This window comes from Priestia sp. P5 (genome assembly GCF_029522155.1).
In the GTDB taxonomy this organism is placed as follows: Bacteria; Bacillota; Bacilli; order Bacillales; family Bacillaceae_H; genus Priestia; species Priestia megaterium_E.
The window spans coordinates 1,679,812-1,703,751 of sequence record NZ_JAKWFJ010000001.1 but is presented as its reverse complement, the minus strand read 5'-3'; the positions used below and the strand labels follow the sequence as shown (position 1 = coordinate 1,703,751).

Genomic DNA, 23,940 nt, shown 5'->3' with positions numbered 1-23,940 from the left:
TCAAAATCCCTTTTACCAATCGTCTCCTCCATCAAAAAAATCTCCATCCAACAGATCCTCCCCGGCTTCTTCAATATCTTCTCCAATTTCACCAAGAGCCGAGTCTTCAAACATATCATCCATCAAATTCTCAATGAGCAGCCCGCCTAACATACCGGCTGCAAAGCCTCCCATTGCTCCTCCTAAACCGCTCATACGTGGGTGGTGTGAATGCTGATCATAGTGAGAAGGCTTATAATACTCATAGTCTCGAGGATTTTCCATCATCTCTTCCATCGCTTCTTCCAGCAAGCGAGCGATAGTGGATGGATGGCTTAGTTCATCATTTGTAAAAAAGAGTTCGTTTTTTATTTCCCTCTCTCGGCCGAAAGAAGGCAAATCTAGCTCCAATAACGCGCGAATACCTTCTCGTTCAATAGCTACCTCAAACTCAACCTCATTTACATACCCCTTTAAGAAGTCTGTAGGAAAAAATGCAAATTCTTGTTTGTATCCGTTAAATTTTCCTGAATGATGTTTTTCTCTAAACCCAAGCGCTTCAAAGCCTTCTACTAGCTGATATAAGCTTTTTGGAGCTTTAATGCGCACAGGGTCCCGGTCTGTTGAGTCTACTCCCCCTTCAATATCTAAGTGTGTCTTAAAGAAATAGCTGACGTTGCTCGCAGAGATTGGAAGATCCAAAGGTAAATGATATGTAAATGGAATTTCTTTTTTCTCGCCTTCATTAATTGTAAATGAAGAAGCTGCGCGCAGGCTTTCCACACGATGTGTATGCATTTGACCGCTTTTCATTTGAACTTCAAGCCAAAATTCAACATCAATTAAATTAATATGTTGCTGAACGTTTCCACCTTGGATGATAATAGCTCCTTCAATTACATGACCGAGCGTATAGGCCGTTTCATTTAGTCGTAAATCTACTTTGGCAGCTCCAACTCCAATTTTAGCAAACATTTTTTTAAACATTTTTTTTCCTCCTCCAAAATGCTCTTACTATATATACGAAGTATACCGTTTATAAGTTTCAACTTACAAAAAAAGAACTCAATTTCTTGAGTTCTTTCTGCTAAATCAACGCTTCATTTTAATTCAATTATTTATTAAATTAAAACACCCAGCCCCAACAGCAGCGACGTCTTTTACAACCGCCGTGGTTACCGCCATGACAACCACCGTGACCTCCGCCATAGTTACCGCCGTGACCTCCGCCGTGGTTGCCGCCATGACAACTGCCGTGATTACCGCCATGACTGCCGCCGTGGTTGCCGCCGTGACCTCCGCCGTGGTTGCCGCCATGACAACCGCCGTGATTACCGCCATGACTGCCGCCGTGACCTCCGCCGTGGTTGCCGCCATGACAACCGCCGTGATTACCGCCATGACTGCCGCCGTGACCTCCGCCATGGTTGCCACCATGATCTCCGCCATGGTTGCCACCATGATCTCCGCCATGGTTACCGTCGTGACCTCCGCCATGGTTGCCACCATGATGGCATTTTTTATGTCCAGAACGATGATCATCATCATGTTTAGGACAATGATCGTTATGCTTATAATCGTTATGACAGCATTTTCCTTCATGGCTACTTCTTGGATCATAGCCAGAAGTTTTGTAATAATACTGATTAGAACACCAGCAACAGTTCTTTTTGTTGTTGTAACTCACATAAACCATCCTTATCTATAAATAAGATTTATATAGGCAATTTTATACCTATATATAAATAGATTATGTAAACTAGTACAAGGAAGTGCATTGCTGTGGGCCATGACCTAAGCCTGTTTTTAGGAGTATGTACGGGGGAGATAAGACAAGAAAAAAAGCCATCTAGAGATGGCTTTTTTTATATTTGATTTTTCACTTTACTTGCGCTTTCTGCATAAAACTCGAGAATTTCTCTTCTTCTCACAATTCCAATAAATACACCTTGATCATCCGTTACAGGAACAAAATTTTGGTCAATTGCTTTTGAAAGGATGTTTTGAACTTCATCATATATAGCAACTGGGTTATAATCTTGATAGCGGTCAATCTCTGTTAATTTAATATTTTCCGTATCTTGAAAGCGATAGTCTCCTAGGCTTTTTAACTTCCAAAGAAGATCTCCTTCAGTAAGAACGCCCACATATTTACCATCATCGTCAACTAGCGGAACTGTAGAATAGCGATGATACTCCATTTTTTCAAGAGCCTGTCTTAATGTGGATTGAATATTTAGTGTTACAACATCACTTTTTGGTACTAAGAAAAATGCAATATTCATTTTTTAATCTCCTTTTCCTTACCCGCTCATCTTACAATTTCTATTTATTTTTTCAGTTTTCGGCTTATTTTAATGTTTTAATCATACAAAATGCAGCTCGCAGTTATCTTACATTTACAACTATAAGCTGTCAATCCTAAGCTATGTAATTTTGACTTCTTATTTTCTTTATTACAGTACCCGTTTTCTAAATAATCAAATCCTAATTTTTAGAAAAACACGTCTAGTTAAAATAATGGTTCCTGCAGCTGCTTCTTTATACTAATAAGGGCCGGAAGAGCTACTTTCAGCTCTTCTTCTCTGCGATAAGAACGCAACTGAACCTCATTATATGCTCTGTTTATACTTTTTGACTCATGAAAAAGTCCCACATGATTCGACTAGCGTTGGGGCCTTTAGGGTCTGTATAGCTGCCCGCTGAGTTCCCTCCTGACCATGCATGCCCCATTCCATTGATAATATATTTATCAATAGCCAATTCTCCCTTGCTGCTTTCGTAGCGATATGTTGTATAATCCCGTCCAAAGAGAATTTTTTCTTCTCTCGTTTTAACCGGGCTATCTTGAATCCATCCATCTATTCTTCCGTTATAAGCAAGATTATTCGTTGTAATCCACTGGTGAACCACTTGATCTGCATTGGCTACATTTACCGTAGAATCAGCGTTACCATGAAATACAATGAGCGGCAGTGGCTTTGCCCGTTTTCCCATTTGCTGATAAGCAATTCTTCCTTGTTTAACGGGGGAAGGGCCTTTACTAGCCATGACAGAATACGCATTAAATACGTTAAGAGCCGCCTGATATTCGATACCTGCTGACACACCTATTCCAGCAAACAGTTCTGGATACGTTACCCCCATAACGATGCTCATTGCTCCTCCTGCTGACAGACCGGCAATAAACACTTTATTTTTCTGAATAAAGTGCATGTTTTGGACTTTTTTTACAATCCCTGCAATAATAGCTGGCTCGCCAAACCCTCTAATTTGATGAAGAGGTTCAAACCAGTTCCAGCATTTATTCATATTTGAGTTAGAAGACTGCTGTGGATATACGACAATAAATTCTTTTTCGTCGGCGAGCTCGTTCATTTGCGTGCCTATTGCAAAATCATCTGCATTTTGTGTACACCCATGCAGCATAACCATTAGTGGGTAAGATTTTAAAATATGATAGGATTTAGGTAAATAGACCTTGAATTTTTTCCCTTTATGAGTATATGTTTTAAATGATTCAGATGACGCTTCTTGTTGTTCACTTGAAGACACAAGCGTTGACGTATTTATAACATTAGGTAGTGAACCCAACATGGTACCCCTCCTCTTTTTGTCAACGTTTTCATTTTTCTTCCCAATTACGTCCTGTATTACAATACTACATATTATTTCGTTTTTTTGCACGTTCTACATACTCTGAGAGTACAACTTGTTTTGGTTTTAAGCCGTTTTTATCTTCTTAAAATTTGGGATTTTTTTGCTATATATATACTTTATTACTATATATGAAAATTGTCACTATAATCATGAAAAAAGGACAAACATGCCGTTTGCCCTTTTATTTGGACCTTGATATTTAAATACCTTTTGCCGAATTAAGCCTCTATACTTTTATTATATGATGCTCCCTATCATTTATATGAATTTATTGCTCTTCATGTTTAAAACTGGAATCTTTTTTGTAGCAGTTAAAGTTTGAGGACATTCTCAAAATATATTTTATTTGCTAAAATCCGTTCATCGTTTGGACGAAATTTACGTGCTGCCTCGTTATGTTCATACCCTTCTTTTTGTTCACCAATTTTATCGTAGCAAACGGCAAGCTGCAGATGTGGAAGCCATGTTGAAAAAGAGGAATCTTGAAGAGCGAATGTTTTCATTCCGTTTTCATCTAATGCAGCTTTGTACCAATAAATAGCTCCATGAAAATTTTGTTTATTCATCAGTAAAAAGCCCAAACGGCAGCATGTCTCGGGCTTAGGAACTCCATAACTAAGGGCGTGTAGCACCCACTGTAGCTCCTGATCTTCTAATCCGAAATGATGGTAGCAGTCAGCAAGCTTATGACAAGCCTGAATATTATCTTCTACCCACCCTTTCCCTGTTTTTATAAATTTTGTATAATACTCAATTGCCTTTTCAAAGCGATGGTGATCAACCAGCTCATTAGCAAAATAAAATAAGTCTCTTGGAGTAAAAATGTGACCTTGAGCCTCCATAGTCTCATATATTCGAATATTGCGTTCCTGATCATGGCTAAGAGGTAGATGAGATACAGAAATGTTACTGTCATATAAATGCCCCCCTACTTCTAGATATTCATGCACGAAGCCAAACCATTTAAAGCCTCGTTCCCTTTTTACAAGGCGGTATCTACGCAGACTAGAAGTAACATGCTGATTTTCGTCAAAGGCCAGATTATACTGCATAGATACAGCATCTACACTTGAGTCTAACGTTTGTTTAAGATTTAAAAGCAGCTCTTGATCAGATTCCAGCAGGACATCATCTGCATCTAACCATAAAATATATTCTTTTGTTGCTTGTTGAAAAGCAAAGTTTCGCGCTGCAGAAAAATCATCAATCCAAGTAAAATTGAACACACGATCGGTAAATTGAGTAACTATTTCTTTTGTACGGTCAGTTGAGCCTGTATCTACGATATTGATTTCGTCCACAATACCTTTTACGGATTCGAGGCATCTTCTTATAACTCCTTCTTCGTTTTTAACAATTATACAAAGGCTAATCGTAATCATTCTTTTCCCTCCTTTTGCTTAAGTAGATGCTATTAGAGTAGATTCCTTTATTTTGCATACATTTTTTAGAAAACTATGGCAAAAATAAGACTTATCATATGGAGGTGAATAAATTGGCAAATATCCCAAAGGATACTGAGCCCTACTGGCGCGATCATTTAAAGTTTCCGACATACCCATCTCTTTCAGAAAATCGAAAAGTTGATGTTGTAGTAGTAGGAGGCGGTATTAGCGGTATTACAACAGCTTATTTATTACAAAAAGAAGGACTGAACGTGGCGTTAATTGAAGCTGATAATATTTTAAATGGTACAACCGGCCACACAACAGCAAAGATTACAGCTCAGCATGACGTTATCTACGATGAGCTGCTTTCACACATTGGCGAAGAAAAAACGCTGCTGTATTATAAAGCAAACGAACAAGCTCTGCAGTTTATGAAAAACTTAATTCAAACGGAAAACATTGACTGTGATTTTTCAGTACAAGATGCTTACTTATACGGAGAAACGCTGGAGTTTGATCATCGAGTTCGTAAAGAATTTCGAGCCTATCAGCGATTACATATTCCATGTGAATTTGCAACAGAGCTTCCTTTTAATTTTGATATTAGGGCAGCAGCTATTATGAAAGATCAAGCTCAGTTTCATCCGTTAAAATACTTGCTTCATTTAGTAAAAAAATTCACAGAAAGCGGCGGATTGATTTTTGAAAACACCGTAGCAACGGATGTAGAAGAAAGCACGTCGCCTACCGTCGTCACAAGAGACGGACATCGAATTTCTTGCAAATATGTAGTGGCGTGTTCACACTTTCCATTTTATGATGGAGCGGGCTTTTACTATACACGCATGTATGCCAAACGTTCGTATGTGTTAGCAGCAAAAGTTGAACAAGCTTACCCTGGAGGCATGTATTTAAGTGCTGATCAGCCTACTCATTCGCTGCGTTCAACAAAAGTTGACGGAGAAGAACTCATCTTAATTGGCGGAGAAGGCCACAAAGCTGGACAAGGAATTAATACTATGTTCCACTATGAGTCCCTTCAGAGGTTCGCCGAAGAAAATTTTACTGTTCAACATTTTCGTTATAAATGGTCTGCACAAGATTTATTTACGCTTGATAAAATTCCATATATCGGTCCCATTAAAGAAAGCAAGCCAAATATCTTTATTGCTACCGGATTTAAAAAATGGGGCATGACTCATAGCACCATTGCAGCACATATTATTCGAGATGCAATAACCGGAAAAGACAACCCATATGCAGAGTTGTATAATCCATCTCGTTTTTATGCGGATCCTAGCCTTAAGCATTTCTTTCGTCAAAATCTTGATGTGGCTGAACACTTTATTACCGGTAAGTTTTCAATGCCTGAAAAAGGACTGGATCAGCTCCAAAATGATGAAGGGTCGGTCGTATATGTAAACAGCAAACGTACGGGGGCTTATAAAGATCCTCAAGGGAAGCTTCACTGCGTCGATACTACATGCACGCACTTAGGATGTGAAGTGAATTGGAACGCTGGTGACCGGACGTGGGACTGCCCTTGTCACGGTTCTCGTTTTTCTTACGACGGATCTGTGGTAGAAGGCCCTGCTAAAAAGCCGCTTACACCAGTAAATGTCAATTCAAACGATAAAAAAAGCACGCCATAGGGCATGCTTTTTTTATCATTATCAATGGATTCACATTTGAGTTTACTCTTTACATCCTTCTTTTCTAAAGTATCGATTATACACCAAAACCATTGCATAAATGACTAAAAAAGAAAACGTAAAGATAATTAACCTTCCAGATTCAGGGACATGATCAAGATAGTCTGTTTCAAAAAACATAACAAACATCAAAAATGGCAATAAAAATAAAAACCAAATAAAATCTCGATCCATAAACATTTTTATAAAAAATAAAATGGCCCCGATGTAGACAATCATCAAAAACATAATCATTCACCAAATTCTATTTAATACTAGAGGTGTTGTAATGATTATATCGGATTTCTCCGGCGAAATATAGAGTCATTGGTTTTAATTTTATAAATTCCTTACAACTTTCAAACTGCTATTTTAACATAATAAGGGAATTTACTGCTGTAAAGACTCTAAGTGAGCAAAGAACTGCGGGTAAGAGACGGATACCGCGTCACGATTTTCAATAATTGTTTCCCCTTCCGCAATACAAGAGGCAACAGCGAGCATCATACCGATACGGTGATCTCCGTGGCTGTTTACATTTGCTCCGTGAAGTTTTGTGCCTCCGTGAATAATCATTCCATCTTCCGTGGCCTCAATATTAGCGCCCATTTTTGTTAACTCATTCACTACCGTATCAATACGGTTTGTTTCTTTGACTTTTAACTCTGCAGCATCTTTAATAACCGTGATTCCTTCTGCTTGCGTGGCAGCTAGTGCAATAATCGGAATTTCGTCGATTAAACGTGGAATTAAATCGCCGCCTACTTCTGTGCCTTTTAAATGAGAAGCTTCTACAACTAAATCTGCATAGGGTTCCGCTGTTTCTTTTGTTTCTTTGACTGTCTCTATCGAAGCACCCATATTTAAAAGCACATCTAAAATACCCGTTCGAGTCGGGTTCATCCCCACTTTTTGAATTTCAATACGGCTGTTTGCAATAATAGCCCCCGCTACTAAAAAGAATGCAGCTGACGAAATATCACCAGGCACTTCTACATGCGTTCCTTTTAACGTTTGACCGCCTTCAATTGAAACCGTTAAGCTTTCTTCTTCGACTTTAACACCAAATGCCTCTAGCATACGTTCTGTATGATCACGTGATTTCGCCGGTTCCGTTACAGAAGTTGTTCCTTCCGCCTGCAGTCCAGCAAGTAAAATAGCTGATTTTACTTGTGCGCTCGCAACGGGAGATGTATAGTGTATACCTTTTGCTTTCCCACCTCGTATAACAAGCGGTGTAAAATTAGCGTCTTTTCGGCCATCTAAATGAATATTCATATCACGAAGCGGACCGGTCACACGCTTCATAGGGCGTTTGGCAATAGATTCGTCTCCAATCAATGTTGAATGAAAGGGTGTATTTGCTAAAATCCCCATCATGAGGCGAATCGTTGTGCCTGAATTTCCAACATCTAAAATATCGGAGGGCTCTTTCAGCGCTTGTATACCCTTTCCTTTTACCACGACGCTTTGTTCATCAATCATTTGAATATCTACACCTAGTTTTTGAAAGCAGGAAATGGTGCTAAGGCAATCATCTCCTGGCAAAAATCCGTTAATCGTTGTTGTTCCTTCTGCAATCGAACCAAACATAACGGAACGGTGAGAAATAGATTTATCTCCTGGAATTTGAATCGTTCCTCGTAAAGCTTTTACTGTCACAATATCTCTCTCCTTTTATGCGTGAAGCGAATCACGAAATTCTTTGGCATCTGAAAAGTAATCAAATAATTCGTGACCGTCACCTTTTTCTACTAATAGTTTTACTTGTTCCATTTCTTTCATCCAGTCATCAAGCAATGTTAAAAGCATAGAACGGTTTTGTTTTAGTATATCTCTCCACATATGAGGATTGCTTGAAGCAATTCTCGTAATATCTCGAAAACCGCCTGCTGCCATTTCCGTGACAAGATGATTCTGTGCTGAATATCCTTTTACTTGTCTTACAAGACTGGTCGCAATCACATGAGGTAAATGACTGACAACTCCAGTGATTTGGTCATGAGTAGCTGCATCAAGCGGTACAAATTGTGCACCTGTAGGCTCTAGCAAATGCATAAGCGCATCTATTTTTTCTTTTTTCTCATTTTCAAACGGCGTTAAAATATAGCGCGCCGAACAAAATAAATCCGCTCGTGCATTGACTGCACCGCTCGTATGAGAACCAGCCATCGGATGCCCCCCAATAAATGAAATACGTTTCTTATTCAGCGCTTGGGCTGCTTTCATAATTTCACCTTTGGTACTTCCGACATCCGTTACGATAACCGTTTCTTTAAGCTTCCAAGTAGAAAGGTCGTGTATCCATGCTGTCGTGTACTCTACTGGAGTAGCAAGCACGATATAATCTGCTTGAGCTGCTTCTGTTTTTATATCTTCAGCTACATAATCAACGATACCTAGCTGGTTGGCTACTTGTACTTCATTTGTATTGATATCAGCTCCAACGACTGTGACGTGACGATGCTTCTTCATAGCTAGCGCTAATGATCCTCCAATAAGGCCGACGCCAATAAGTAATACACGTGTTTTCACCTTTCATTCTCCTCTATTCATTAAAATTGCTTTGCGTATTCTTCATGTTTTTTTACGTTTTCTTGAATTAACTGAATTCGATCTGCCCCAAATTGATCGATAATAGCAGATGCTAGTTCCCAAGCAATCACTGATTCTGCTACAACCGCTGCCGCCGGTACTGCACAGCTGTCTGAGCGTTCAATACTTGCAGCAAATGGCTCTTTTGTATCAATATCTACACTTTGCAGCGGCTTGTATAAGGTAGGAATAGGTTTCATGACACCTCGCACAACAATCGGCATCCCAGTTGTCATGCCTCCTTCTAAACCTCCAGCATTGTTCGTTTTACGCGTATAGCCGTTTTGTTCATCCCATAGAATTTCATCATGGACTTCACTTCCCGGTCTGCGAGCTGCTTCAAATCCTACGCCGATTTCAACGCCTTTAAACGCGTTAATGCTCATAATAGCAGCAGCTAGCTTTGAGTCTAACTTACGATCATAGTGCACGTAACTTCCCACTGCAGTAGGCATTCCTTCTACTACTACTTCCACTACGCCACCAATGCTGTCTCCATTTTCTTTTGCATCATCGATTGCTTTCATCATTTTCTGTCCCGCTTCTTCATCTAAGCAGCGAACAGGTGATGCTTCTGTTTTTTCCTGAAGTTCTGTCAGTGAATCATATGCCGTTTTTTCAGCTTTCACACCGCCGATTTCAAGTACGTGACATGCAATATTTACGCCTACAGCTTTTAGTACTTGTTTGGCAACTGCGCCTGTGGCTACTCGTACCGTCGTTTCACGAGCAGATGAACGTTCCAATACGTTTCGCATATCTCTGTGACCGTATTTAATCGCTCCATTTAAATCCGCATGACCTGGACGAGGTTTTGTAATTTGTCGCTTTACTTCTTCATCATGATCAACTGGATCAGCACCCATAATATTTCTCCAGTGAGTAAAATCTTTGTTTTCAACGACTAAAGCAATGGGTGAACCAAGCGTCTCACCGTGGCGAACCCCGCCTTTAATCTGAACTTGATCTTTTTCAATCTGCATGCGGCGTCCGCGCCCATGTCCCTTTTGTCTTCTTGCTAAATCTTCATTAATCTGTTCGGCTGTTAATTCAAGCCCTGCCGGTACTCCTTCAATAATCGCTGTTAATTGAGGTCCGTGCGATTCTCCTGCTGTTAAATATCTCATATTATCGATTCCTTTCTGTTATAAAAAATAAAAAACTCGCCCCTACGTCATAGGGACGAGTTTTTCTCGCGATACCACCCTAGTTGCAAACATTGCTTGCCACCTCGAATTGTTAACGATCCGCTGACCGCTCTGTAAAAGAGTACTCAAAGAGTGTAATTCGCTCACATTTGTGTACTGACTTCCACCAACCGTCAGCTCTCTGAGACAGGGAAATGTTTGCTACTAGTTTCTCATCACTGTATCACTATGAAATTAAGATAATTTTACTGCTGCACCTTTTAATTCTTCCATGAATTTGTGGAATTCAGGAATGTTCATTTGCTGTGCTGAATCTGATAGTGCTACTGCTGGGTCTGGATGAACTTCTGCCATTACAGCATCTGCGCCGATAGCAATCGCTGCTTTTGCACATGGTAATAATAAGTCTTTGCGTCCTGTTGAATGTGTTACGTCTACTACAACTGGTAAATGCGTTTCTTTTTTCAAGATTGGAACAGCTGAGATATCTAATGTGTTGCGTGTTGCACGCTCGTATGTGCGGATACCGCGTTCACAAAGAATAATGTTTCCATTTCCGCGAGACATAATGTATTCAGCAGCGTTAATGAATTCTTCAATTGTTGCTGCCAATCCACGTTTTAAAAGAATTGGTTTGTCTACAGAACCTGCAGCTTTTAATAGCTCGAAGTTTTGCATGTTACGTGCACCAATTTGAATCACATCTACGTAGTCTAGAGCCGTTTCAATATCTTGAGGAGAAACAATTTCACTGATAATCGATAGGCCTAGCTCATCGCCTACTTGACGTAAGATTTTTAACCCTTCCACTCCAAGACCTTGGAAATCGTAAGGTGATGTACGTGGTTTGAACGCTCCGCCGCGCATTAACGTAATGCCTTGTTCTTTAAGCGCTAAGCCCACTTCTTTTACTTGTTCGTAGCTTTCTACTGCACATGGTCCCATTACAAATTCTAAGTTTCCAGGTCCTACTTTTGTACCGTTGATGTCAACGATTGTATCTTCTGATTTCTTTTTACGAGATACAAGAAGTGCTTTGCGGTGATCGTCTTCTTGAAGCTCTAAGCTTGCTTTGAAAATTTCTTTGAAAATATGCTGAATTGTTGAAGCTTCGAATGGTCCATTATGGTTAGCTAAGATTTGATCTAACGATTTACGTTCACGAACTGGATCAAAGCGATTCACACCTTGTGTACCTTTTACTTTTCCGATTTCTTGTGCGATTTCACCGCGTTTATTTAATAATTCTAAAATTTCTAAATTTATTTCGTCGATTTGTCCTCGTAATTGTTCTAGTGATTTTGTCATTTTAAAAATCCTCCTTTGATTTTATTAACCTTGAACGGATCTTCTCGTTTAGTTTGTATTGAAAAATCCGTTTTACACCTACACAGCCGCTTATGCGGATATACAAAAAGTCCCTACTGATTGTATCAGTAGGGACGAATTGATCGCGGTACCACCCTAATTGCAAGCATTGCTTGCCTCTTCATTAAGATAACGGCTATTGCCGCTTTTGACTATCGCCAAAAGAAAGCTCCAAGAATGTAATTCGCAATCTCTTTTGTACTGATTCGCACCAACCATCAGCTCTCTGAATACAGGGAAGATTTTGCTACTATGCTCTTTTCATCGCTTGTAATGGATATAAAATTATAATGGGCCGAAATACAAAAAGTCCCTACTCACCCTTAAGATTTTTCTTAAGAGTCAGTAGGGACGAAAATTCGCGGTACCACCCTAGTTGCAAGCATTTTGCTTGCCTCTTCATTAAAATAACGGCTAGGCCGTCTTTTCCTGCTCGGAAAAGATGCTCAAGGAATGTACTTCGAAAAAATTTGTGTTCTGACTCGCAGCAACCGTCAGCTCTCTGTTACAGGGAAATTTTTTCTACTAGTGCTCCTATCAACGCTCAGTATTGACTATGTATGTGTACTTGGATAATCAGTTCCGATCGTTTGAAACTGTTTGTCGCTTCCAAGTTGTGTGTAATGTTGTGTGATGTTGATTTGTATTATGAATGGTTTTTTTATCTTCGTCAACACTTTTTATTAATTTTTTTTATTTTTTAAAAACCATAGCTCCTTCAAACCCATCTCTATCAAGAGTTTTGCTGCTCTAATTTTTTTCAAACTTGTATTCCATTTCAGATTCATATTCAATAAATCCATGTTTTTGATACAAGCTTTTTCCAGCGGAAGAAGCATTTAACCATATTCGATTTACACCATTTTTTTGGCAGTACTGCATCAAATGCTTTAAAATAGCTGAAGAATAGCCGTGCTTTCGGTGATCAAAAGCTGTATACATATTCATAACATATGCTTCTTTTCCTTGGAGGTTACTCGGTGAAGGCGGACGTATAAAAAAGACGATGCTTCCTGCTGATACAATTTCTCCATCCGCTTTTAAAATAGCCGTATAGCTATGTGGATTATTTATATTTGCAGTAAAATATTCTTCTGTAGCTTTTTGAAACAGCTCCTCGTTCCCGTTTAATTCTCCCAGTTCTTTCATGAGCAACATTCGCAGTTTAACCAAATCCTGAACGTTTTCTAGCGCTGCTTTTTCAACCATGGCTTCCCCTCTTTTCGTCTCTTTTACACAAAAAAACTCTCATTATTTGAGAGCTTCATTTAAGCAAGAAAAACAGCTCCGTATACGAGTGCTCCGACAATAACGAACGCTGGATGCACACGCAATTTTTCCAGTAATAGAAAGCTGGCTGCTACTAAAAATAAAGTTTGCCATATCCCTGAATCACCGTATGAATTCATAAAAAATTCATATGCCATCAAGCCCAGTAAAATGGCGATAACGGGACGAATGTAGTTCGTCATTTTCTTAACATTTGGCGAATCTTTATACTTAAATAATATTCGGAGTAAAATAACTAAAAGTAAAACCGACGGAGCAATCGTTGCAAAAAGAGCAATCACCGAGCCTAAAATCCCTGCCTGCTGATATCCGATAAACCCCGCCATTTTTGTTGCAATCGGACCAGGAAGCGCATTTCCAATTGCCAGCATTTCACTAAACTCTTTGACTGTAAGCCAATGATAGTGATCCACGACTTCTTTTTGAATAAGCGGAATCGACGCAGGTCCGCCTCCATAGCCTAAAATATTTGAAACAAAAAACGCCATAAATAGCTGAATATAAATCATACTGATTCCCTCTTCTGCTTGTGTTCAGCACTTTCGCCTTTTTTTCCTTTTCGTTTTAGCGGAATCCAAGCTGCCGCCATAAGAACAATAATAATGACCGCTGGATGGATATGGGCAAATTCCATTAATCCTAAGCTAATGATCAGTAAGATAATAGCTGGCGTCCATCCTAAACCAGACGTTGATTTTTTAAAAAAGTCCCACGTCATAACCGCGAGCATAACTCCCACTACAGGAACAACTGCTTTGGTCATGCCCATAACCCACGGCTGATCTTTAAATTGCGTTAAAGTTGTTAACAGCAATACCATTAAAAAAACGGTTGGAATAACGGCTGCAAATAAAGCTGTCCCGAGACCCAAAATACCGCCGACTCGATAGCCGATGTATCCAGCCAGCTTTGTAGCAATAGGCCCAGGCAGCGTATTGGCGATTGCTAATAAATCGCCAAATTCATCGTCATCCATCCACTTGTACGTATCGACCACTTCTTTTTTCACGAGTGGAATAGCTGAAGGTCCGCCTCCGTAGCCGAGCATACCTGAGCGAAAAAACGCTATAAAAATATCCAATTGTCGCATTTCTCGCGCTCCTTTCTCTGTGATCTAATAAGCAACGACCGCTCCGTCTGTTCGCGCTTCTGTGCCGCCGTATAATACACCGGTTTGTTCATCTCTTAAAATAATCTGTCCTCTTCCAAACGTATGTCTGCTCGTAGCCACATGAATATCATGCCCTTTGCGTTCTAATGCTTCTACAATATGTGAAGGCAGTTCTTTTTCCACAAGAACCTTTTTATGTTCAATCCACTGCCATCTTGGTGCATCTAAAGCTGCCTGAGGATTTAGATGGAAATCGATCATATTCATGACGACTTGCACATGTCCTTGAGGCTGCATGAATTTGCCCATTACACCGAATGGACCTACAGCGCTTTTATTCTTTGTTAAAAATCCAGGAATAATAGTATGGTAGGTTCTTTTTCCAGGCTCTAATCGGTTATGGTGCTGTGGGTCTAACGAAAAATTATGCCCACGGTTTTGCAGGCATATGCCCGTATTAGGTACGACAAGTCCTGAGCCAAAATCCATGTAATTACTTTGAATGAATGATACCATGTTTCCTTCTCCATCAGCTGTCGCTAAATAGATCGTGCCGCTATGAGACGGCTGTCCGGCTTCGGGAACAAGCGCTTTTTCGCCAATCAGCCCTCTGCGCTTGTTTGCATAAGAATCATTCAACAAATCTTCAACTGCTACTGTCATTTTATCAGCATCTGTAATGAATTTTTGTCCATCTGCAAACGCTAGCTTCATGGCTTCAATTTGCTTGTGATATGTATCGACAGAATCTTTGGCATCGAAAGAAAAGCCTTTTAGCGTATTTAAAGCTAAAAGTGCAATAAGGCCTTGGCCGTTTGGCGGAATTTCCCACACATCATATCCTCGGTAAGAAGTTGAAATTGGCTTCACCCACTCTGCTCTAAAAGCTGTTAAATCTTCTTTTGTTAAAAATCCGCCGTATTTTTTCGAAAAAGCTGCTATTTTATCAGCTAAATCCCCTCTGTAAAAAGATTCCCCATTCGTTTCGGCAATTTCAAGCAGCGTAGCAGCATGGTCCGGTGATCGCCACACTTCCCCTACTTTAGGAGCTGATCCATTGTTGGTAAACGTCTCAAACCAGTGCTTATATTCGTCACCTTTTAACGCGTGTGTAAATCGTTCAAACGCTCGTTCCCAATTGTACCCTAAAATCGGGGAGATTGGGAACCCTTCTTGTGCATACGAAATAGCAGGCTGCAGCACTTCTTTTAACGACAGTCGCCCAAAGCGTTTTGACAGTTCCGCCCACGCGCTGGGGGCACCTGGGACCGTAACAGGAACAAAACCGCGAGCGGGCATCTCTTTTATCCCCATGGCACGCAGAGCCTCAATAGAGATAGAAGCAGGAGCAGGACCGCTCGCGTTGAGTCCGTATAGCTCTTCATTGATCCACACAAGAGCAAATGCGTCTCCGCCAATTCCATTTGACGTAGGTTCTACAACCGTTAAACAAGCCGCGGAGGCAATAGCAGCATCTACCGCATTGCCTCCTTTTTTCAACATTTCAAGACCCGCCTGAGCAGCAAGAGGCTGACTAGTTGCTACCATTCCGTTTTTTCCAAACGTACACGTACGCTGCGATGCATAGGGGTGTGTAAAAAAGTATTCGCTCATAGAAAATCTCCTCTTTTCTTTATATGATGAATAAAACGAATCTTTACAGACTAGACAACGCTACCTCTTCCTCGTAAACTTCTAAAGCTGCTTGCAAAGCAGCACCTGCATTCACGCTTGCGCCGTTTCGAATAAGCACTGCTTCAAGACCAGCCAATGTAAAGAGAACGTTGTCTTTTCGACAGCTGTATCCCATTGTACCGATACGCCATATTTTTCCGTGCATCGGCCCAAAAGAACTTGCAATTTCAATTCCAAATTGTTCAAGAAGCGTAGAACGAACTGCCTCTCCGTCAATACCTGGGGGAATTAAAACACAAGTAACGGTTGGAACTTTTGAATGCTCATCTCCGAATAACGATAATCCCATTGCTTTAATACCGGCTACAAGTGCTTTTTCATGGAGGCGATGCCTTGCAAACCTTTCCTCTAATCCTTCTTCTAAAATAACGCGCAGCCCTTCTCTTAAAGCATAGAGCATCGACGTTGCTTCTGTGTGATGATTTAATCTGCGCTCACTCCAATAGTCTTGAAGCTGACTCAAATCAAAATAGTTGCTGATAATATTCGGACGCAGACGAACAGTTTGAGCATCTGCTTTTGTCGCAATTCCTTTTTCAACTTTTTTACGTTCCATAATAATTTTTTCTATACGATCATTGTACGTAATAGGTGCCATGCCGGACGGAACAGATAAACACTTTTGTGTACCTGCAATCAATGCGTCAATGTTCCACTCATCTACTTTTACATCCGTACCGCCAATAGTGGCTACTGCGTCGACGATAAATAAAACATCTTGGTTGCGGCATGCAGCACCAATTTCTTTAAGAGGCTGCATTCTTCCTGTAGACGTTTCACCATGAACCATTGCAACAATTTTCGGATTTACTTTTTTTATTTCACGGATAACTGTTTCAGGGTCAAATACTTCTCCCCATTCGCATTCAATATTGTGTACATCAGCTCCGTAGCGCTCGGCAATTTCCGTTAATAAATAGCCGAAGCGGCCGAAAATCGGGACGAACACTTTATCGCCAGGCTCAACTACACTTGCAAGAACTGCCTCAATCCCAGCTCTAGACGTTCCATCAACGGGAAAAGCCCATTTGTTTTTAGTTTGAAATAGTTCACGAAGCATTTCCATCGTTTCGTTCATAATGTGCGTAAATGCGGGGTCAAACTGACCTAAAATAGGTGTTCCTAATGCTCTTAATACGCGGGGATCTGCTTCTACGGGTCCGGGTGTCATAATCGTACGCGGCGGTGTATGAAGCTGTTTTGTTATAGTCATGTCAAATTCCTCCTAGTAGGCAAGTTTATATAATAGTTCTATTAAGACCTTTACTCCTTTTTCTAACTGTTCTCCTTTGGTGAATTCTTTTGGGGAATGGCTGATTCCATCTTGGCTCGGTACGAATAACAAACATGTTGGAACTCTTCGTCCGAATACCTGCGAGTCGTGTCCTGCACCGCTTACTAATTCTCGGGAGGAGATATTCTTTTCTGAGGAAATAATTTTGGAAAGTTCAGATAATTTTTCGCTCATGGCGACAGGTTTTTCATCCATCCAGCAGTCGATATTCACTTCTAAATCTCCCGCTGTTCGCTTTATAATTTCCTTCATTTCTCGTTCTGCCTCTTGTAAAACCTCATATTCATGATGTCTTATATCGACCGTGAATTCTACATATCCTGGTATTACATTCGGTGCATTTGGAGAAAGTGTAATTTTTCCAACCGTTACGTATAAAGCGTTATGATATTTTTCGCTCAATTCAATAAATGCTTTAGCAAGTTTGCAGCTCACATAAAATGCATCTTTTCTGATGTTCATCGGGGTTGTGCCCGCATGGTTACTTTCACCTTTAACAGATACTGTAAATCGTTTCTGCCCGACGATACTAGAAACAATTCCGATATCGCAACGAGACATTTCAAGCTGCTTTCCTTGTTCGATATGCAGTTCAATAAAAGAAGCGATGTCCGTGCGGTATGGCTCGCTGTGGAGGCTTTTTCCGAAATTGAGCTGCTTCATTGCGTCATCCAGCTTAACCCCTTCTTTATTTATAACATGTTTTGCATCACTTTTGCTGTGTAATCCATTCATATTACCTGATCCCCAATACGTAAGAGGAAATCTACTGCCTTCTTCTTCACAAAGTGATACGACCTCTAAGGTTTTTGTAGGGGAGCCATAATGCGCATATAGGTACTGCAGAGCAATGATACCTGCCACAACACCAAATGCCCCGTCATATTTTCCTCCGTTTATCACGGTGTCGATATGGGATCCTGTTAAAATAACTTGTTGTTCTGAACCCGTTCCTTGCAACCGTCCAAACAAATTTCCTACATCATCGTAATACGTTTTGAGGTGAAGCCCCTTCATTTTTTCTTCCAATGCTTTTTGAGCTGCATTCCACTGTTCCGTATATAAAAGCCTCGTGACGCCTTCTTTTTCATCTACCCCAAACTGTGACAACCAGCTAATGTTTTCTTCGATTTGCTGACAAAGCTTAGATTTTCCCGTCATATCTGCAACCATTGCTACCCCTCCTGCTATCTTCATTTTAAGAAAATGACCGATTGTTTTCATTGACACTTTCTACAATGATTTAGTGTTTTTTTGGCTGTTATCACTAAATACGTAAAGTTTTATATACGTCATTTTTTCTAACATTATATGTTATTTACTTTATCTTACAGGATTGAATACACTTCTTCATTAACAATTTATACATTTTTTTCTGAAAATTTTATTTATTTTAACTAAACTTTCTTATAAAATAAAAAGATAGATAAAGATACGCGCAGGGAAATGTGAGAATTTTTAACAAAAGGAGTAATGAATAATGGAACTACAAACTCTTTTACGCATTCCAATTTATGAAAAAGCATCTGTAGTAGCCGGGCAAAAAGGAGTCACCCGCAAAGTACATAACGTCAATATGATGGACGCACCCGATATTTTATCTTTTTTAAAAGAAGGAGAATTTTTAATTACAACGGGTTATCATTTCAAAGAACATGAAGAAAGCTTAGCAAAACTTGTAGAAGGAATGGCTAAAAAGAAATGTGCAGGATTGGCCATCAAAACGAAGCGCTTTTTCGAACACGTGCCTGCTTCTATTTGTCAGCTAGCTGATGAACTTCACTTTCCGATCATTGATTTCCAAACGGACGAAACGTTAGGAGCGGTTATTAACGAATCTCTCAGCTTTATTTTAGATAAAAAAACAGCCGAACTTCAGCAAGCGATGGTCACACATCAGCTATTTTCTTCGTACATCTTACAAGGAAAAGGCATTGAGAAAATTATGCAATCTATTCAAACGCTATGCAATGCTCACGTTGCCCTTTTTGATACCCATGGCCATGAACTCTTTTATACAAACAAACGCGAACCCTTTTCACTCCCGATGGAAGAAGCGGTAGCGGGCGCTAAGCAGCTGTTTTTACGAACGGTAAAATATACAACCTTTTCCTTTTTACACACAAAAAAAACCGTTACGCTTTTTCCGATTGCTACTCATACAAGAAAATACAGTTATTTACTTATTGAACACCAAGTTTCTGTATCCGCTTCGGCGCTCCTAACGATTGAACAAGCGACAAACGTTTTATCCTTCGAAATGATGAGACAGCAGGCTTTGTATGAAGCTGAACGGCGACGAAAAAACGATTTTTTCAATCAGCTTGTTAACAATTATTATAAAACGCTTGAAGATGCTTCCTTTCAAGCACAGATGATGGGCTTATCAGCAGGAAACAGCTATATTTGCGCCGTCGGGAAAATCCACTCTACATTCACGCCTTACAGCGATGATGATATGATCTATGAACTCCTTCACTATGAGTTATCAGCAGGTCATACAGAGGCCGTTTTGTTTTTTTATGACAATCTTTATATTCTTTTGTTTACACCTCATTCTCAACCGATGATTATAGAATGCTTGCATCGCTTGCAGGAAGCTGTTTACCGTCATTACGACAAGCGAATGTCATTTGGAGTTGGAAACCAAAGCCAATCCCTACTTACAATCGCTGACTCATATAAAGAAGCTGTTGAAGCTCTTGAAACCATCCATTTTAAAGATCAGTCGAAGCTTATTCAATTTTATCAGCCAAAACAGTTTAAAGAGCTGCTGAGGTTGCTTCCAGCAAACGATTTACAGGATTACTACTCTCAAACATTAGAAGGTTTGCTGCAGTACGATAAGAAAGATCGCTCCATCTTACTTGACACGCTTGAAACATACCTAAATTCCAATTGCCAAATCTCAGAGACTGCTAAGCAGTTATTCGTTCACCGGAACACGGTGATCTATCGAATTGAAAAATGCGAAGAATTATTAAAAAGACCTATTCACACGTCAGAGGAAACTCTTCGGCTGCGCGTGGCTTTTCAAATTTTTTCTCTTGTGCATGCTAATTAAGTATAAATACAATAAAAAACGCCTGAGTGGATACTCAAGCGTTTTTTATTGTATTGCATATTTTTTATTTTGCTTTTAATTTAGACTGTACTGATTGTAATTTCCCAGCCATCGTATGATTTTCTTTATCACGGCGATCATCAATTCGTAAATTTGTACATACGCGCTGAATGCCATTTTCAAAAGGTACTTCATGCATCTCTTGAACAATGTTTAGCAACGTGCTTAATTCCCCTTCAATCAATGTATTCATAGGGGTTAATTGATATGTAATTTCATCTTCATGCTTGGCCAACACTTTTTGAATATCAGCTACGTACTGACTCACGCTTGGCGTTTCCGTACCTACCGGAATAATGGTTACATCTACAATAGCCATGTTATACACTCCTTTTATTTGTTCCCTAGTTATCATACCAAATCGCGCAAAAATTTCCTACTTTTACGTTTATGGTGCATAGAAAAAAGGAATAGTTCTACAACTACTCCTTTTTGTTACACTCTTATAGGTAACGCTTTGCTCCTAAGTAACGTTTTGACCAGTAAGAGTTGCTTAGTGATGTGATTGTCACGCCTGTTGAAGAACCTGCATGCATGAATTGACCGTTCCCGATATAAATTCCAGCATGACTAGCTCCTGGTTGGTACGTTTCAAAGAAAACGATATCGCCAGGCTGAGGTGAGCTTACACGCGTACCAGTTTGATAGATGCTAGCAACTGTACGAGGAAGACTTACACCTACTGCATTGCGATATACATAGTTAAGGTAACCACTGCAATCAAAGCCTCCAGGCGCAGCTCCGCCCCAAACATAAGGTGTTCCCATAAAACGTTTACCATATGAAATAACTTTTGAAGCTGAGCTTGAGCTTGTGCTGCTTCCTGTTGATGTTGAAGGTTTTGAGCTGCTAGAGCTGCTTGAATTTAATTTATTCAGCGTATCTGGACCCGCTTCTCCGTCTACTAATAAACCATTTGCACGTTGAAATGATTTTACTGCACTTGTTGTAATTGAGCCAAAGTAGCCTGTTACACCAGCTGAGAAGTAACCTTTATTTTTTAGTTTTTGCTGAAGGCTGCTTACTGCTGAACCTTTCATACCTTGACGTAAAATAGTTGAGTTGCTAGAGCTAGAACCACCAGTTGAAGCGCTAGAACCGCCATTTTTTAATTTACTTAACGTAGCTGGACCCGCAATTCCGTCCACAGACAGTCCGTTTGCACGTTGAAATGCCATTACTGCATTTTTTGTAATTGAACCGAAGTATTGAGTCGTAGTTCCTTTAAAATAGCCTTTATTCTTTAGCTGCTGCTGTAAAGATTGTACATTTGGTCCAGTTGAACCAACGCGCAGCAATGAACTTGAGCTAATTGATGAACTTGATGAGCTTCCGCTTCCTAGCAGCTTATTAAATGTAGATGGACCTGCAATACCATCTGCAGATAAACCATTTGCACGCTGAAACGACTTTACTGCGCTAGTCGTGATTGAACCGTAATAGTTTGTTGTTGTACCGTATGTAAAATAACCTTTGTTTTTTAATTTTTGCTGTAATTCTTTCACATCTGAATTACTTGTTCCCGGGTGCAGCGTAGCATCTCCTAAAGCAGCTTCACTAATTGTAGGTACTACTGTTAAAGATCCACATAACGCTAACGAATATATCAACTTTTTCATAAAAAAAGGTTCCTCCAATGCCATAATCTACTAATCTATAAGACGTTTACATTGTAACAACACATTATTACAAAATAACATCACTAATATTACATTTATGTTACAGGAAACGACAGCAACACAGCTGTATGGTGTATATTGTCGTAGTTTATTGTCGTTTAGCACTTAATAAGTTCGACAAAAAAGCTAATATATTCCAATATTATTCCTTTTCCTACACTAATAATAGGTAAAAAATCACCCGTAACATTATCTTTATATTTCAAAAAAAACAATTTATTTTTTTTTGAAATGTGAAACTTTTTTTAAATTTATTCGTTTAGCGGATTTGTTCCCCTCTCTAGTAAAACAGTTTTTCTTCTAAAAATTTATATTATTTCCATATTAATGAATAAAAAAGCGAGGGCTGAAAAAAATAGTCTTGTTATGTTTGAAACAAGGAGGATTATTTTATGAGCCATAAAGGCATTCATGGTACAAATGTTAGCGGATCGGGTGACTCGGAAGACAAACGCTATGCAGCCGGAGAAAACGAGCAGACGCTTACAACGCGTCAAGGTCACCCCATTCGTGATAACCAAAATTCTCGAACGGTAGGAAACAGAGGACCTGCTACTCTTGAAAATTACCAGCTGATTGAAAAACTCTCGCATTTTGATCGTGAACGTATACCGGAACGTGTTGTTCATGCCCGGGGAACGGGAGCTCACGGATATTTTGAAACGTACGGAAAGCTTGGGGACGAGCCCGTTGAAAAATACACCCGCGCAAAAGTTTTTTCAGGAGCAGGCAAACAGACGCCCATTTTTGTGAGATTTTCTACCGTAACTCATGGAAAGGACTCTCCAGAAACAATGCGAGACCCAAGGGGGTTTGCTGTAAAGTTCTACACAGAAGACGGAAACTGGGATTTAGTAGGAAATAACCTTAAAATATTTTTTATCCGCGATGCTATTAAATTCCCTGATTTGATTCATGCTTTTAAGCCCGATCCTGTGACAAACCGTCAAGATACCGAGCGTATTTTTGATTTTATTTCTCACACTCCTGAGGCTATGCATATGATTACTTTTTTATTTTCACCTTGGGGAATACCTGCTAACTATCGGCAAATGCAAGGTTCCGGTGTTAATACATATAAGTGGGTAAACAAAGATGGCGATGCGTTTCTTGTGAAATACCATTGGGAACCAAAACAAGGAATTAAAAATTTGACCCAAAAGCAAGCAGAAGAAATTCAAGCTAAAAATATCAGTCACGCCACTCAAGACTTGTATGAAGCGATTGAGAGCGGTAACTACCCCGAGTGGGAACTTTGTATACAAATCATGGAAGATGGAGAGCATCCCGAACTGGATTTTGATCCCCTTGATGACACGAAAATTTGGCCGGAAGACCAATTTCCATTTCTTCCAGTAGGTAAAATGGTCCTAGATAAAAATCCAAGCAACGTATTTGCTGAAACGGAGCAAGTCGCATTTGGTACGGGTGTGCTTGTAGACGGGCTAGATTTTTCTGATGATAAAATGCTGCAAGGAAGAACGTTTTCTTATTCCGACACGCAGCGTCACCGGGTGGGAACAAACTACTTGCAGCTGCCTATTAACGCGCCGAAAAAACATGTAGCAACAAATCAACGCGACGGTCAAATGGCCTATCATGTAGATGCTGCTCCAGGTCAGAACCCGCACGTGAATTACGAGCCTTCTTCTCTTGGAGGTCTTCAAGAAGCGCATAACCATCCAAAACCTCATCAGCCTTATGTTGAAGGAAATGTAAAAAAAGAAAAAATTGATCGTACAAATGACTTTAAGCAAGCTGGTGAACGCTATCGTTTACTAGAGGACTGGGAACGTGATGAGCTTATTCAAAATTTAGTAGACGGCTTAAAATGTTGTCATCATACCGTTCAAACAAAGATGATTGAGCTTTTAACTCAATGTGATTTTGACTATGGCAATCGAGTAGCAAATGGCAT

Annotated in this window: 20 protein-coding genes, 1 pseudogene and 3 other annotated features; of the genes and pseudogenes, 3 read left to right on the top strand and 18 right to left on the bottom strand. The window is 39.9% G+C overall.

The window, feature by feature from the left end; translation table 11 throughout:
* Nucleotides 1–12: 12 nt before the first annotated feature.
* The 5 genes from MMB69_RS09365 to MMB69_RS09345 form a co-directional block, all read right to left on the bottom strand.
* Complete coding sequence (locus MMB69_RS09365; protein WP_221784757.1) at nt 13–966, bottom strand: sporulation protein; 954 nt, start codon at nt 964–966, stop codon at nt 13–15.
* Between the two features lie 123 nt (nt 967–1,089).
* Nucleotides 1,090–1,581, bottom strand: coding sequence for a hypothetical protein (locus MMB69_RS09360; RefSeq protein WP_277447616.1), 492 nt, complete (start codon nt 1,579–1,581; stop codon nt 1,090–1,092).
* A gap of 263 nt (nt 1,582–1,844) precedes the next feature.
* Nucleotides 1,845–2,264: a CBS domain-containing protein gene (locus MMB69_RS09355; RefSeq protein ID WP_013057690.1), complete on the bottom strand. Its 420-nt coding sequence runs from the start codon at nt 2,262–2,264 to the stop codon at nt 1,845–1,847.
* 340 nt (nt 2,265–2,604) lie between these two features.
* Nucleotides 2,605–3,576, bottom strand: a complete 972-nt coding sequence (locus tag MMB69_RS09350; protein WP_016764703.1) for an extracellular catalytic domain type 1 short-chain-length polyhydroxyalkanoate depolymerase — start codon at nt 3,574–3,576, stop codon at nt 2,605–2,607.
* A gap of 374 nt (nt 3,577–3,950) precedes the next feature.
* Nucleotides 3,951–5,021, bottom strand: coding sequence for a glycosyltransferase (locus MMB69_RS09345; protein WP_221812727.1), 1,071 nt, complete (start codon nt 5,019–5,021; stop codon nt 3,951–3,953).
* 113 nt (nt 5,022–5,134) lie between these two features.
* Between MMB69_RS09345 and MMB69_RS09340 the strand changes: the two genes are divergently transcribed.
* Nucleotides 5,135–6,679: an FAD-dependent oxidoreductase gene (locus tag MMB69_RS09340; protein ID WP_277447615.1), complete on the top strand. Its 1,545-nt coding sequence runs from the start codon at nt 5,135–5,137 to the stop codon at nt 6,677–6,679.
* Nucleotides 6,680–6,721: 42 nt separating this feature from the next.
* On the opposite strand, the gene MMB69_RS09335 is transcribed toward MMB69_RS09340, so the two are convergent.
* The 11 genes from MMB69_RS09335 to allC all read right to left on the bottom strand — a co-directional run bounded on the left by MMB69_RS09335 (nt 6,722) and on the right by allC (nt 18,392).
* A complete protein-coding gene (locus tag MMB69_RS09335; RefSeq protein ID WP_013057694.1) occupies nt 6,722–6,967 on the bottom strand; it encodes a hypothetical protein in 246 nt (81 codons plus the stop codon).
* A gap of 141 nt (nt 6,968–7,108) precedes the next feature.
* Nucleotides 7,109–8,380, bottom strand: coding sequence for a 3-phosphoshikimate 1-carboxyvinyltransferase (gene aroA / locus MMB69_RS09330; protein ID WP_221784356.1), 1,272 nt, complete (start codon nt 8,378–8,380; stop codon nt 7,109–7,111).
* 15 nt (nt 8,381–8,395) lie between these two features.
* Complete coding sequence (locus MMB69_RS09325; protein WP_050689831.1) at nt 8,396–9,253, bottom strand: prephenate dehydrogenase; 858 nt, start codon at nt 9,251–9,253, stop codon at nt 8,396–8,398.
* A 20-nt stretch (nt 9,254–9,273) separates the two neighbouring features.
* Nucleotides 9,274–10,440: a chorismate synthase gene (gene aroC / locus MMB69_RS09320; protein WP_221784355.1), complete on the bottom strand. Its 1,167-nt coding sequence runs from the start codon at nt 10,438–10,440 to the stop codon at nt 9,274–9,276.
* A gap of 48 nt (nt 10,441–10,488) precedes the next feature.
* Nucleotides 10,489–10,689, bottom strand: a binding site (T-box leader).
* A 6-nt stretch (nt 10,690–10,695) separates the two neighbouring features.
* Nucleotides 10,696–11,769 carry a bifunctional 3-deoxy-7-phosphoheptulonate synthase/chorismate mutase gene (locus MMB69_RS09315; protein WP_013057698.1) on the bottom strand — a complete coding sequence of 358 codons (1,074 nt, stop codon included), beginning with the start codon at nt 11,767–11,769 and terminating at the stop codon, nt 10,696–10,698.
* Between the two features lie 127 nt (nt 11,770–11,896).
* Nucleotides 11,897–12,103: a binding site (T-box leader), on the bottom strand.
* 70 nt (nt 12,104–12,173) lie between these two features.
* Nucleotides 12,174–12,379: a binding site (T-box leader), on the bottom strand.
* A 200-nt stretch (nt 12,380–12,579) separates the two neighbouring features.
* Nucleotides 12,580–13,038 (bottom strand): GNAT family N-acetyltransferase, encoded by a 459-nt coding sequence (locus tag MMB69_RS09310; protein WP_221784354.1) that lies wholly within the window; start codon nt 13,036–13,038, stop codon nt 12,580–12,582.
* A gap of 59 nt (nt 13,039–13,097) precedes the next feature.
* Nucleotides 13,098–13,628, bottom strand: coding sequence for a chromate transporter (locus MMB69_RS09305; protein ID WP_028409146.1), 531 nt, complete (start codon nt 13,626–13,628; stop codon nt 13,098–13,100).
* The gene (locus MMB69_RS09300; RefSeq protein WP_013057701.1) at nt 13,625–14,209 is read right to left on the bottom strand and encodes a chromate transporter; all 585 of its coding nucleotides are present in this window, start codon (nt 14,207–14,209) and stop codon (nt 13,625–13,627) included. Before MMB69_RS09300 ends, MMB69_RS09305 begins: the two co-directional genes overlap by 4 nt.
* Before the next feature lie 24 nt (nt 14,210–14,233).
* Complete coding sequence (ggt, locus tag MMB69_RS09295) at nt 14,234–15,844, bottom strand: gamma-glutamyltransferase (protein ID WP_221784353.1); 1,611 nt, start codon at nt 15,842–15,844, stop codon at nt 14,234–14,236.
* A gap of 43 nt (nt 15,845–15,887) precedes the next feature.
* Nucleotides 15,888–17,138 carry a pyridoxal-phosphate-dependent aminotransferase family protein gene (locus tag MMB69_RS09290; RefSeq protein WP_221812729.1) on the bottom strand — a complete coding sequence of 417 codons (1,251 nt, stop codon included), beginning with the start codon at nt 17,136–17,138 and terminating at the stop codon, nt 15,888–15,890.
* A 12-nt stretch (nt 17,139–17,150) separates the two neighbouring features.
* A complete protein-coding gene (allC, locus tag MMB69_RS09285) occupies nt 17,151–18,392 on the bottom strand; it encodes an allantoate deiminase (RefSeq protein ID WP_277447614.1) in 1,242 nt (413 codons plus the stop codon).
* A 307-nt stretch (nt 18,393–18,699) separates the two neighbouring features.
* On the opposite strand from allC, the gene MMB69_RS09280 reads away from it, so the two are divergent.
* On the top strand, nt 18,700–20,283 hold the full coding sequence (locus tag MMB69_RS09280) for a PucR family transcriptional regulator (protein ID WP_221784350.1): 1,584 nt from the start codon (nt 18,700–18,702) through the stop codon (nt 20,281–20,283).
* A 64-nt stretch (nt 20,284–20,347) separates the two neighbouring features.
* On the opposite strand, the gene MMB69_RS09275 is transcribed toward MMB69_RS09280, so the two are convergent.
* Nucleotides 20,348–20,662, bottom strand: a complete 315-nt coding sequence (locus MMB69_RS09275; RefSeq protein ID WP_013083795.1) for an MTH1187 family thiamine-binding protein — start codon at nt 20,660–20,662, stop codon at nt 20,348–20,350.
* A gap of 124 nt (nt 20,663–20,786) precedes the next feature.
* Nucleotides 20,787–21,962 carry a C40 family peptidase gene (locus MMB69_RS09270; protein ID WP_025751189.1) on the bottom strand — a complete coding sequence of 392 codons (1,176 nt, stop codon included), beginning with the start codon at nt 21,960–21,962 and terminating at the stop codon, nt 20,787–20,789.
* 452 nt (nt 21,963–22,414) lie between these two features.
* Between MMB69_RS09270 and MMB69_RS09265 the strand changes: the two are divergent.
* Nucleotides 22,415–23,939: pseudogene (locus tag MMB69_RS09265) on the top strand (catalase); the annotation flags it as partial.
* Nucleotide 23,940: the final 1 nt, after the last annotated feature.

Coding starts and splice junctions, on each gene's coding strand:
- MMB69_RS09365 (WP_221784757.1), bottom strand. CDS start 966: ATGTTTAAAAAAATGTTTGCTAAAATTGGAGTTGGAGCTGCCAAAGTA.
- MMB69_RS09360 (WP_277447616.1), bottom strand. CDS start 1,581: ATGAAGGAAAATGCTGTCATAACGATTATAAGCATAACGATCATTGTC.
- MMB69_RS09355 (WP_013057690.1), bottom strand. CDS start 2,264: ATGAATATTGCATTTTTCTTAGTACCAAAAAGTGATGTTGTAACACTA.
- MMB69_RS09350 (WP_016764703.1), bottom strand. CDS start 3,576: ATGTTGGGTTCACTACCTAATGTTATAAATACGTCAACGCTTGTGTCT.
- MMB69_RS09345 (WP_221812727.1), bottom strand. CDS start 5,021: ATGATTACGATTAGCCTTTGTATAATTGTTAAAAACGAAGAAGGAGTT.
- MMB69_RS09335 (WP_013057694.1), bottom strand. CDS start 6,967: ATGTTTTTGATGATTGTCTACATCGGGGCCATTTTATTTTTTATAAAA.
- aroC (WP_221784355.1), bottom strand. CDS start 10,440: ATGAGATATTTAACAGCAGGAGAATCGCACGGACCTCAATTAACAGCG.
- MMB69_RS09315 (WP_013057698.1), bottom strand. CDS start 11,769: ATGACAAAATCACTAGAACAATTACGAGGACAAATCGACGAAATAAAT.
- MMB69_RS09310 (WP_221784354.1), bottom strand. CDS start 13,038: ATGGTTGAAAAAGCAGCGCTAGAAAACGTTCAGGATTTGGTTAAACTG.
- MMB69_RS09305 (WP_028409146.1), bottom strand. CDS start 13,628: ATGATTTATATTCAGCTATTTATGGCGTTTTTTGTTTCAAATATTTTA.
- MMB69_RS09300 (WP_013057701.1), bottom strand. CDS start 14,209: ATGCGACAATTGGATATTTTTATAGCGTTTTTTCGCTCAGGTATGCTC.
- ggt (WP_221784353.1), bottom strand. CDS start 15,844: ATGAGCGAATACTTTTTTACACACCCCTATGCATCGCAGCGTACGTGT.
- MMB69_RS09290 (WP_221812729.1), bottom strand. CDS start 17,138: ATGACTATAACAAAACAGCTTCATACACCGCCGCGTACGATTATGACA.
- allC (WP_277447614.1), bottom strand. CDS start 18,392: ATGGTTGCAGATATGACGGGAAAATCTAAGCTTTGTCAGCAAATCGAA.
- MMB69_RS09280 (WP_221784350.1), top strand. CDS start 18,700: ATGGAACTACAAACTCTTTTACGCATTCCAATTTATGAAAAAGCATCT.
- MMB69_RS09275 (WP_013083795.1), bottom strand. CDS start 20,662: ATGGCTATTGTAGATGTAACCATTATTCCGGTAGGTACGGAAACGCCA.
- MMB69_RS09270 (WP_025751189.1), bottom strand. CDS start 21,962: ATGAAAAAGTTGATATATTCGTTAGCGTTATGTGGATCTTTAACAGTA.